5 protein-coding genes are annotated in these 10,051 nt (G+C 42.9%); all 5 read left to right on the forward strand.

The annotated features are described in order from the left end of the window. Nucleotides 1–297 precede the first annotated feature (297 nt). The 5 genes from HXW94_RS11695 (at nt 298) to HXW94_RS11715 (ending at nt 9,303) form a co-directional block, all read left to right on the forward strand. Nucleotides 298–1,035: a DUF2971 domain-containing protein gene (locus tag HXW94_RS11695; protein WP_178367081.1), complete on the forward strand. Its 738-nt coding sequence runs from the start codon at nt 298–300 to the stop codon at nt 1,033–1,035. Between the two features lie 66 nt (nt 1,036–1,101). After that, a complete protein-coding gene (locus HXW94_RS11700; protein ID WP_178367082.1) occupies nt 1,102–4,671 on the forward strand; it encodes a DEAD/DEAH box helicase in 3,570 nt (1,189 codons plus the stop codon). Further along, nucleotides 4,668–5,384 carry a hypothetical protein gene (locus HXW94_RS11705; RefSeq protein WP_178367083.1) on the forward strand — a complete coding sequence of 239 codons (717 nt, stop codon included), beginning with the start codon at nt 4,668–4,670 and terminating at the stop codon, nt 5,382–5,384. Before HXW94_RS11700 ends, HXW94_RS11705 begins: the two co-directional genes overlap by 4 nt. 26 nt (nt 5,385–5,410) lie before the next feature. Beyond that, the gene (locus HXW94_RS11710) at nt 5,411–8,428 is read left to right on the forward strand and encodes a sacsin N-terminal ATP-binding-like domain-containing protein (protein ID WP_178367084.1); all 3,018 of its coding nucleotides are present in this window, start codon (nt 5,411–5,413) and stop codon (nt 8,426–8,428) included. 299 nt (nt 8,429–8,727) lie between these two features. Next, entirely contained in the window at nt 8,728–9,303 is a 576-nt protein-coding gene (locus HXW94_RS11715; RefSeq protein WP_178367085.1) for a hypothetical protein, read from the forward strand. Nucleotides 9,304–10,051: the final 748 nt, after the last annotated feature.

Raw genomic sequence — 10,051 nt, forward strand, 5'->3', positions numbered from 1 at the left:
TGTTTTTAGATTTACCAGGATAGACAAGAAATTTTAGATCTCTTTACACGATTTCAAAATACTGGTAATGCTGATATAGAACTTAGCAAATATGAAAGTGGTAACCGTTAAGGCTTCAATCGTTTCTTCATGATATGCAGTTAGATAGCATATCAAACAAGACAACCGGACCCGTTCAATTCCTTGTTTATATGCTCACACGGGGGCGGTAAAGAGAATTTACCACCCCACTAACCCGGGCCACTTAACAGCCCACTACACTTGAACAAGTCGGTGAGAGTAACATTATATTTCAAAATGAAAGACTCAATAGGCTTTAAATTTCGGCAAATCAATAAGCGGTTGATCGAATCGCTTATTACAGGCGAGGTATATTTTTCCTCCCCGGAAAAACTAAATGATCCGTTCGATTGTCAGATTGATATAAAAAAATCATTAAAAGTTGCGATTGGAATGGTTGAGAGAAATCAAAAACAAATTTTATTATCAATTCAAGAAAGGTTAGATACTCTCTTTTCTGAAGTAGAAAGAGATATAACAACATTTGGAGTTTGGTCGTGTTCTTTGGAGCTTAAAAACTCCCTTATGTGGAGTCATTACGGAGATGAGCATCGGGGTATTTGCCTGACGTATAAGCTGTCTGAAAAATTTACTGATCACACGCTTGGTGAAGTAATCGGACTTCACCCAGTGGAGTATGCTGAAAATCCAATAACTGATTGGTTTATTGAACAATCGAAAATTACTGGCGAACCGCCTTCATCAATGGAATTTATTACATCGTTAATAGTGAAGTTGCTAATATCAAAGGATGTATGTTGGAAATATGAAAAAGAAGGGCGAGTTATATCTAAAACACAAGGACTAAAAGAAATAGGCAAACCTGCTTTACAACAGGTATGTTTTGGGCTCAGAACTCCTGAAAACGACAAAAATTTGATAAAGCATATTTTGAGTAGTCATGGCTACAAGGCGACTATCTGCGAGATGATAAGAAGTGACAATGATTTCGGTTTGGAAGCAAAGGAAATATAACATTTTTCATTGGGGACGGCGAGGACCATGCCGCCCCAAAAAATTCGTTAGCCCAAAGAAGACACTATGAATCATAATATTCACAATTTTTTTCAAAGATTATCAGTAGAATTGGCAGCCTTTCTGGAAAGGGAGTTACCGCCGCTGTTTGACGACTGGTGGAACAAAGCGGTTGTAAATACACTATCGTTTCAGCAAAAGAAACGTTTGGCGGAACGTAACATCACTTCACTGGGTGGTTTAGACATAGCGGGGCTTCTTCGGGTTCTGGATCAGAACTGGTATCAGATTTCAAACAGCCTCAATCTGACATCCGAAGCCCGGCACTTCGTCAAAGAAATGCAAACCGTCCGCAATCGCTGGGCGCACGCTGATTCAAAGGGAGTCTCTGTTGATGATACCTATCGGGATGTGGATACCCTTCAGCGGTTCGCGGTTGTCATCGGAACAGAAGAAACATTGATTCGGGATTTGCAGGAAACAAAAACATCCCTTATATCAAAAAATGCCCCCCCTCAACCTGACGGAGATGCTGAGAAACCATCTCAGTCTCCGGAACGAAAAAAGAATGAGGCTGAATTTGAATTAGGGCAAATCGTTTTCATCAAATCTAACCCTTCAAACCGTGGCGCTGTTGTTGCTGTGCTACCTGGAAAACCGGAAAACCGATTTAAGGTCTTCATAGATGGGATAACGCAAACGCTTTACGCATCTCAAATACAGTCTGAAGACCAGGGAGAGGTAAGAAAAAAAATTCTAACATGTGATCAATTTCATGCCTATCTCACTGCAATTCAAATCAAGTATCCGGGACTATCCACCCTCTATTCGCTTAACGCAGCCCGTGTAGACTTCATCCCTTACCAGTTCAGGCCGGTATTGCGTTTTATCCGGTCAGATAGACCGCGTTTGCTTATTGCTGACGGTGTTGGCGTGGGCAAGACCATCGAAGGCGGGCTCATTCTGCGGGAGCTTCAAGCTCGACGTGAGATTAATTCCGTGCTGATCGTCTGTCCAAGACCGTTGGTGACCGAGGAAAAATGGAAAAAAGAAATGAAACGCTTCGAAGAGCGTTTCACCCATCTTGATGGTGCGACCTTGAGATATTGTATCAACGAGATGGCTCTTGACGGGGTTTGGCCGGAACAACACCAGAAGGTGATTGTTCCGTATTCATTGTTTGATGAAACGCTTCTATATGGCTCTGCCTCGGGAGGGAAGCGCAAACGCAAAAAAGGCCTGCTGGATATAGACCCACCGCCACGCTTCGATCTGGTTATCGTTGATGAAGCCCACCATATCCGAAATCAGGACACATTTAGCCATAAGGCCGTAAAATTTTTCTGTGATCATGCAGAAGCAGTTGTTTTCCTTACTGCTACCCCGATCCAACTTGGAAATAAAGATCTTTTTGTCCTTTTGAACGTACTCCGTCCCGATTTAATCATAGATCAGGAGAGTTTTGCACACATGGCGGAGCCGAATCCGTTTATCAACCGTGCGGTGTCTGCAATACGTTCCCAGGAATCAGCATGGCAAAGCATAGCGATTGAAGCCCTCGATCAAGCTGCGTCCACACCTTGGGGCCAATCTATACTCAAGCATAGTCCGGATTACGGACGAATTCGTACAGCCCTTTTAAGGGACGGAATAACGCACGAAGAACGTATAAAAATAATCTCCGATACAGAGGGAATGCACACTTTCGCCGGAATCATTAATAGAACTCGCCGCTGTGACATTGGGGACTTCACAATTCGGAAGCCGGAAACGGTTGTTATCCCATTTACTCCGGCACAGCAGCAGTTGCATGACGAACTGTTGATAATTCAAGCTGAAATATTCAGCCAGATTCATGATGGAATTAATGTGAAGTTCATGATGACCACCATACGGCGGCAGGCGGCCAGCTGCCTTTTTGGTCTATCGCCGTTCCTTGAAGATATCCTCAACCGCCATCTGGATGAACTATCCTGGGAAGAGGCAGATGAGACTGGAATTCCGGAAGACGAGGCCATCATACCCATTCAGGCCCACATCGAAAGACTTCTAAAGACAACCCGTTCTCTGGAAGCCAAAGATCCAAAATTGGAAGCTTTAAGGAACATTATCCGAGACAAGCAACGCCTTCCAAACAATAAGATAATGCTATTCAGCTGCTTCCGTCACACCTTAAGCTACCTCTTCGAACATCTCACCAGGGACGGGTTTCGTGTCGGGTTAGTCCATGGAGGAACACCAGACGTGGAAAGAGTTGCGCTTCGTGTCCGCTTTGAAAAGACAAAGGAAGATGAGGACTGTATAGACCTGTTGTTGTTTTCCGAAATTGGATGTGAAGGTCTTGATTATCAGTTCTGTGACTGTATTGTGAACTATGACCTTCCCTGGAATCCCATGCGGGTTGAACAACGCATTGGCCGTATCGACAGGAACGGACAAAAGTCCGAGAGTGTTGCCATTATAAACTTGATTACTTCTGGAACTGTGGATGCGGATATATACGAGCGTTGTCTGGTGCGCATTGGTGTCTTTAACAACGCCTTAGGGGGAAGCGAAGAAATACTTGGGGAAATAACCCGTGAAATCAAAAATATTGCGGAAAATTATGAGTTGAACGAAGACGAGCGTAAAGGACAGCTCAAGCAGTTGGCTGACAACAAAATTCGTCTCATTCAGGAACAGGAAGAACTGGAGCAAAAACAAGCGGAGCTGTTTGGCATACGTCTTCCTCAAGAGCAAATGAATCAGGAAATTGCTGATGCCGCCAGCTTTTGGCTGTCTCCGCTTTCACTTCGAAGAGTCGTGACTTTTTACCTGCAACAGGTATGTGGAAAAGACCAGGAATTTATTCTGGGAGAAAAGCCGCTTAAAACACTCCGGCTTGCTCAGGAAGCCCGTTCCCGTCTTTTGAAGGATTTTCACCAGATTCCCAGACAAAAGAGTTCCGTTTACCGAGAGTGGGAGACCTGGCTCAAAGGAGGAAGTCAGCACCTCTCCATTACTTTTGAATCGAACTGTGCGATGCAGAACCCCGAGGCAGACTTCATTATGCCCCTTCACCCCCTGGTCAAACAGGCAGCTCGTTTTTTTGATCTCAAGAAAAAGGTCATTACCAATTTGTCGGTAGTGTCGAATGAGATAGTTGCAGGGCGTTATGAATTTGCCATTTATCAATGGCGTTTTTATGGCATCAAGGAGGACTTGGTACTTAAACCAATTGGTTCTAACTTAGTTGTAACCGAGCAACTCGGAAGGCTTTTGGAAATCGCTGTGGACAGTCCCGACTTAATGTCAGACGACCTTGACAATTCTGTCTGGGACGACCTTGACACCCAGCATTATAGTTTGTGGTACGAGGCCAGAGCGACACACAGACAAAAGACTCAGAAATTAGCCGAGTACCGAAAAGAAAGTCTTACCACCAGTCACCGGGCGAGGATTGCCCTTCTGGAAGAACAGCTCAATCAAGCGACTAACGAAAAGATACAAAAAATGCGCCGGTCTCAAATTGCCACCGCGGAGGCGGACTATGCAAGACGAATTCAGGAATTGGATATCGCTTTGGAGAAAGCGGATATTGTTGCCGATCCGGTTGCGTATGGCGTTATTATGATAAACCCTGGGAGACAAGAATGAACATAGAAGAATTACTTGATCATTTAGAAAAGGTCCACCAGTGGGTCAAACAGAATATGGTGATACCAAATACCGTGCAAGAAGATCTGTTTTCATCACAAAGGCTTAAAACAGTAACACGAGAATTGGAAGAAGCTAAAAGAGAGGAAATAAACACCAATAAGTTGATAAGCACATATCGTAGTACAGGCCGTGACGTACCAAAGGATATCAAAGATGAAAATTCTTCTTGGAAGGGAATCAAAGAGAGACTTGAACAGGAAAAATATGACATTGAACAATTACTTTCATCTTCACATGAAATGATGGACAATGCCAACCGTTTAAAAACAAAACTAAATTTCATAAAAAATGATATTCAGAAATACATAAACATGATGCCCAAAGTTCAACCTGTCATGGGAAAGCCAAGGGCCACACCTAAAAAATTGAGAGTAACCCTGCCAGGAAATGAAATGATTTTTGATGATACAGCAGTCAGTACTTTTTTAAAAACTCTGCAATACATTGGGTTGGAAAAAACCGCCTCTCTGACGCATATAACAGCTCGCAGGCATCCACTTGTCTCAACCTATCATCCGAATGTGGGAGAGATCAAAGAAATAAACGGGTTTTATATTCAGGTAAATACGAGTACACATGAAAAATCAAAAATTCTAAAACGCTATGCCGAGGAATTGAATGTCAATATCAGGGTTGAAGTTGTTGAATAAAAACCGTTGCTGGCAAAGGTGTTAAGATGCCGACCGACTATGACAAAATACGAAAGGATAATATCCGTGAATATGGTGAAGGAACACGCCATCTGTCCTTTCTAGGACGACTATACACAGATCGAACGCATTTTGTTTTCGAACTCCTTCAAAATGCGGAGGATGCAGGCGCTAACCGGATACGCTTCCACCTTTTTGACAATAGGCTGGAGGTTACCCATGATGGCCGTCGTTTTAATGAACGGGATGTCAGAGGGGTATGTGGTGTCGGAGAAGGAACAAAAAACGAAGATCTGACTCAGATTGGGAAATTCGGGATCGGCTTCAAGTCGGTCTACGCCTACACGGCAACTCCGGAAATCTACTCTGGTAGTGAAGATTTTAAGATAGAGAACTACGTGCGTCCTTACCCGGTGCCATCCAAACCAGCAGGTAACTCCTGGACCACGCTTTTTGTCTTTCCCTTTAACACTAAAAAGATATCGCCAGAAACTGCATGCAATGAAATCAGCGCACGCCTCTGCAACCTGACCGCCAGAACGCTGTTGTTCCTTCGAAAAATTAACGAAATCGAGTACAAGCTGCCAAGCTCAACCGGCGGGGTGTATCTACGCGAGGAAATTGCCCGAGGACCCGGTAGACAAGTCAGTGTCATCGGTCAAAATAACGACAAGGACGAGGAGGAAAACTGGCTTATTTTTGAACGTCCGGTAAAAGCGCCAGAAACTTTGGAAACCGTACGTGTAGAGGCCAGCTTTCGGATAGAGTCTGAAGACATGGCCGGAATGAACTTCGAACGTATAGTCAAGGTTAAAGAATCTCCCTTGGTCGTTTATTTCCCTACAGATAAGGCCACAAGATTCGGATTCCTTATACAAGGGCCATACAGGACAACCCCCTCTCGTGACAATATTCCGATAGATGACAAATGGAATGAGACTCTGGTAAAAGAAACTGCAGAACTTCTCAGAGATATTTTGTCCATAATAAAGGATCTCGGCTTGCTTTCAGTCTCTTTTCTTGATGCGCTTCCGATTAGAACCGAGGATTTCCCGAAGGACAGCATGTTTTATCCCATTGTCGAGTCGATTCGGAACGCGTTAATCAAAGAAGAACTTCTTCCAGCCGATGACGGTTCGTTCGTATCTGCAGAGAACGCCAAACTGGCTCGTGGTGCTGATCTAAGAAAATTATTGAGAAAGGCACAGCTCAAGAAGCTGTTTCAGTCCCCAGCCACAATGAAATGGCTTGCAGGGGAAATAACACAGGACAAAACGCCTGACCTCCGCTCCTACTTGATTAAGCAACTTGATGTGGAGGAAATAAGTCCGGACGGTTTAGCCAGAAAATTCGACCATTCCTTTTTGTCTGATCAGCCAGATGATTGGTTTATCGAGTTCTACAGATATTTATCCGATAAGGAAGCGCTTTGGAGAAAACCTCGTTGGAAACGTGATCCCGGCGGTATTCTACGTTCTGAACCCATTCTTCGCCTGGACAATGGTAATCAGGAAGCCCCTTTCAAACCGGAAGGAACAATTCCCAACGCCTTTTTACCCCCCTCAGAGGAAACGGATTTTCCAATTGTGAAACGATCCATCGCCGCCGATGAACAAGCTTACGCATTCCTTAAAAGGCTGGGGCTCTCGGAACCCGATGTTTTTGACCATATCGTAGAAAGAGTGCTGCCCAAGTACATTGAAATAGGTGGAGACTCGATTTCTGCGGCTGAACATCAGGCGGATATAGAAAAAATTGTTCGCGCAATGAGTTCAACTTCCGAAGCCGGAAAAAGAAAAGTCATCCAGGCAGCAAGGAGAACACCTTTTTTGAAGGCGACCAATCCATCAGGAGACACATTATTCAAAAAACCCGTTGATATCTATCGCAACACGTCAGAGCTGCTGCGGTATTTTTCTGGTACCCAGGAAGTCTGGTTCCTGAATGATGAAGACAGGGATGTATGGCATGATCTTGGTGTTTCCAGTCTACCACGAAAAGTGCAGACATCTGAAGGCTTGCCTGATGAAGAAAAGGAATATTCAACTCAAACAGAGACTATAGAAAACTACGATTTGGACGGGTTGGAGGAATTTTTAAAAACCATTCAAGAAATTTCGAATTTCGAAGAACAAAAAAAATCAGCATCCGTGTTATGGAATTTTTTGCGAGACTATTTGGAGATGGATGCACGCTTTTTCAAAGCAAAATATCAATGGTTTTATTATACCTCGCATAGCAAATACTTCAGTTCTATGATTTTTATAAGGCTGAAAAACGCAAAATGGATTCCAACAAAAGAGGGCTCGCTTAAAATCCCGGCCGAGATAACTCTAGACCAACTTCCGGAAGAGTTTCTTGGTGCGACTGAGCTTATGGAGAACCTTGGATTTGCTAAGGAAATTGAGCAAAGTAAGGAAGAGCGCAAGCGTGAACTTGCGATAGAATTCAATGTTAGTATTGAAGATATCGAACTTCTGAAAAATCATCCTGACGAATTCAAGCAGTTCAAAGCCGACTTGGCTACCCGCAACAAAAAACGCCCAATATTTCCAAGCAGGCAGGTGCCTAATCCGGAACGGCGTCAAGAGCGTCTTGCTGAGCAACGGTCAGACGCACCCGACAAGGAGTACGAAAAACGGAAAAACAGCGTCCGCATAACTAACAGTGCCATTGATCCAGCTACGTGGCTTCGAAACACGTACACAAATGAAAACGATCAGATGGTTTGCCAGATATGCAAAAATGAGATGCCCTTTCGAAAACCTGACGGAAAACACTACTTCGAAAAAAAAGAAGTACTCTCTCGTAAGCATCTACCAAAAGAACATGAAACTCAATATCTGGCTCTTTGTCCTCTGTGTTCCGCCAAATACGATGTATTTATTAAAACCAATGATGGATTAATGGTCAAGTTAAAAGACACAATTGTCAGTACTGAAAAATATGAGATCCCAATTTCATTTGGTGACGAGAAAACCAGTATCCGTTTCAGAGAGGATCATTTAGAAGATCTTAAAACTATTTTGAAAGAAATGGGATAGCAACTGGCTGACCATTCCACTACTCCCATTGTCAGTTGGTTATTGCAGAGCCATTCTGTTGGCTATGTCTTCTTTTAAATAACTTTCAGTTACTTGTCCGCTTGGTCTGGGTCCGCCTATGGGTGGACTTCTAAGTAACTAAGATTTTTTTTTCGTGATTTTAGTTAGTTGTAAAATTGAGTTCAGCCCCGGATGAATGGGGCGCTATCAATTGTTTATGTAGTGTGCTAACAGAATAAGACTATTTTAGTTGATAGAAACTTTTAAAAACCATCAAAATTGGGACGGAAAGTATTATAATGGGAACTGATCGAGAATTGGAATATGAAGGGCCTTGTGAGTGTGGAGAGGGAAAGTATATAATAAAATTTTGTGAGCCCGATCATGGTTGGTCTAATAACTTCTGGTATGAATATACAATCCAATGCAAACGATGTGCAGAAAAATACGAGTTGGATCAAAGAGGAAACAAATTTTATCTGGTTGAAAAAAAAGAATTAGAGAGAAAGCAAAAACAATTAGAGAAATGTCAAAAAAAGAGTCACGAATTAATGACGACTGAAAAAGTCAAAAAAATATTGGAAAAATTTATCACTCACCTTGATGCGTTACCTTCTATGGCTGCAATCCATCGGCTGTTATCTTATGAGAAATTAGAATGTTGCTCTGTAGCTACCTTTCGTAAACGTTGGAATGGCGGAACGACGTGGGTAGAAAGAAATGTAAATTATTTCCATTTGGTCGCAATAATGAAAATACTCGGCATTACTCATAACGATATTATTGAGGATATCAATGAAATAGAAGAACTTTCAAAAGTTGCGGCTCTCCCTCCTAAAACCATAGGCAAACCAGTATACGAAACAAGGTTATAGATACAATAACTATGAAAGCCGATTATAGGCTAACCTAACAGTATCAATAGTTCGGACATTTTTTATATGCCCCGCTGCAATAATTTCATATATTTAACAAAGCTTTGAAAAGCCAAGAATCAATTTAATTGGAGATTAAAGATCTTTCGTTATTGGTGACCTGGATCAAAAATCTGGAAGAGCAAGTCAAGGGTCTGAGGTGCAGACTACCTACGTAACAATGTCCGCTTTTCAGACGAATGAACACCCCGGACTTTCCCTGTTATTCTTCTCTGCCTGAGGGTAGGCGTTGCCGACTATAGATAAGGGCCCGGTCGATTCTATCCGGTATTCGGGATTGGTTCTAACATCGGCCGCTGTAGGGGCAGGCCACCATGCCTGCCCTAACGAGGGCAACCACAGGGGGATTGCCCCTACAAAAAATGACCGACAATAGAATTAAGCCCCTGATCCGTTAAGTTTAGCGGTTACGCTTCTTTTTATTTTTTTTTCGTGATGCCTTATTAGCCCTTTTTCCTTTTTTTTTCTTTTTTTCTTTTGTTTTTTTCGATTGTGGGTTTTCAGAAATAAAATCCAAAGCTTTTTTTGTTGATGGTTTCTCGCTTGAATTTTCAATTATGCGTTCATAAAATGCGGCAAGGAAACCCCTGAGTCTTTAGCTCAGGGGAGGAATTGCCGTCCTCCTTATAATTAAGATAGTAGCCCAGGCACCGGACCTTAGCACGTCGTATTGTAGGAATAGCCGTCA

Source organism: Desulfobacter latus, assembly GCF_013389365.1.
In the GTDB taxonomy this organism is placed as follows: Bacteria; Desulfobacterota; Desulfobacteria; order Desulfobacterales; family Desulfobacteraceae; genus Desulfobacter; species Desulfobacter latus.

What these genes read in the sequence shown, in the direction of transcription:
- HXW94_RS11695 (WP_178367081.1), top strand. Translation starts at nt 298, where the DNA reads ATGAAAGACTCAATAGGCTTTAAATTTCGGCAAATCAATAAGCGGTTG.
- HXW94_RS11700 (WP_178367082.1), top strand. Translation starts at nt 1,102, where the DNA reads ATGAATCATAATATTCACAATTTTTTTCAAAGATTATCAGTAGAATTG.
- HXW94_RS11705 (WP_178367083.1), top strand. Translation starts at nt 4,668, where the DNA reads ATGAACATAGAAGAATTACTTGATCATTTAGAAAAGGTCCACCAGTGG.
- HXW94_RS11710 (WP_178367084.1), top strand. Translation starts at nt 5,411, where the DNA reads ATGCCGACCGACTATGACAAAATACGAAAGGATAATATCCGTGAATAT.
- HXW94_RS11715 (WP_178367085.1), top strand. Translation starts at nt 8,728, where the DNA reads ATGGGAACTGATCGAGAATTGGAATATGAAGGGCCTTGTGAGTGTGGA.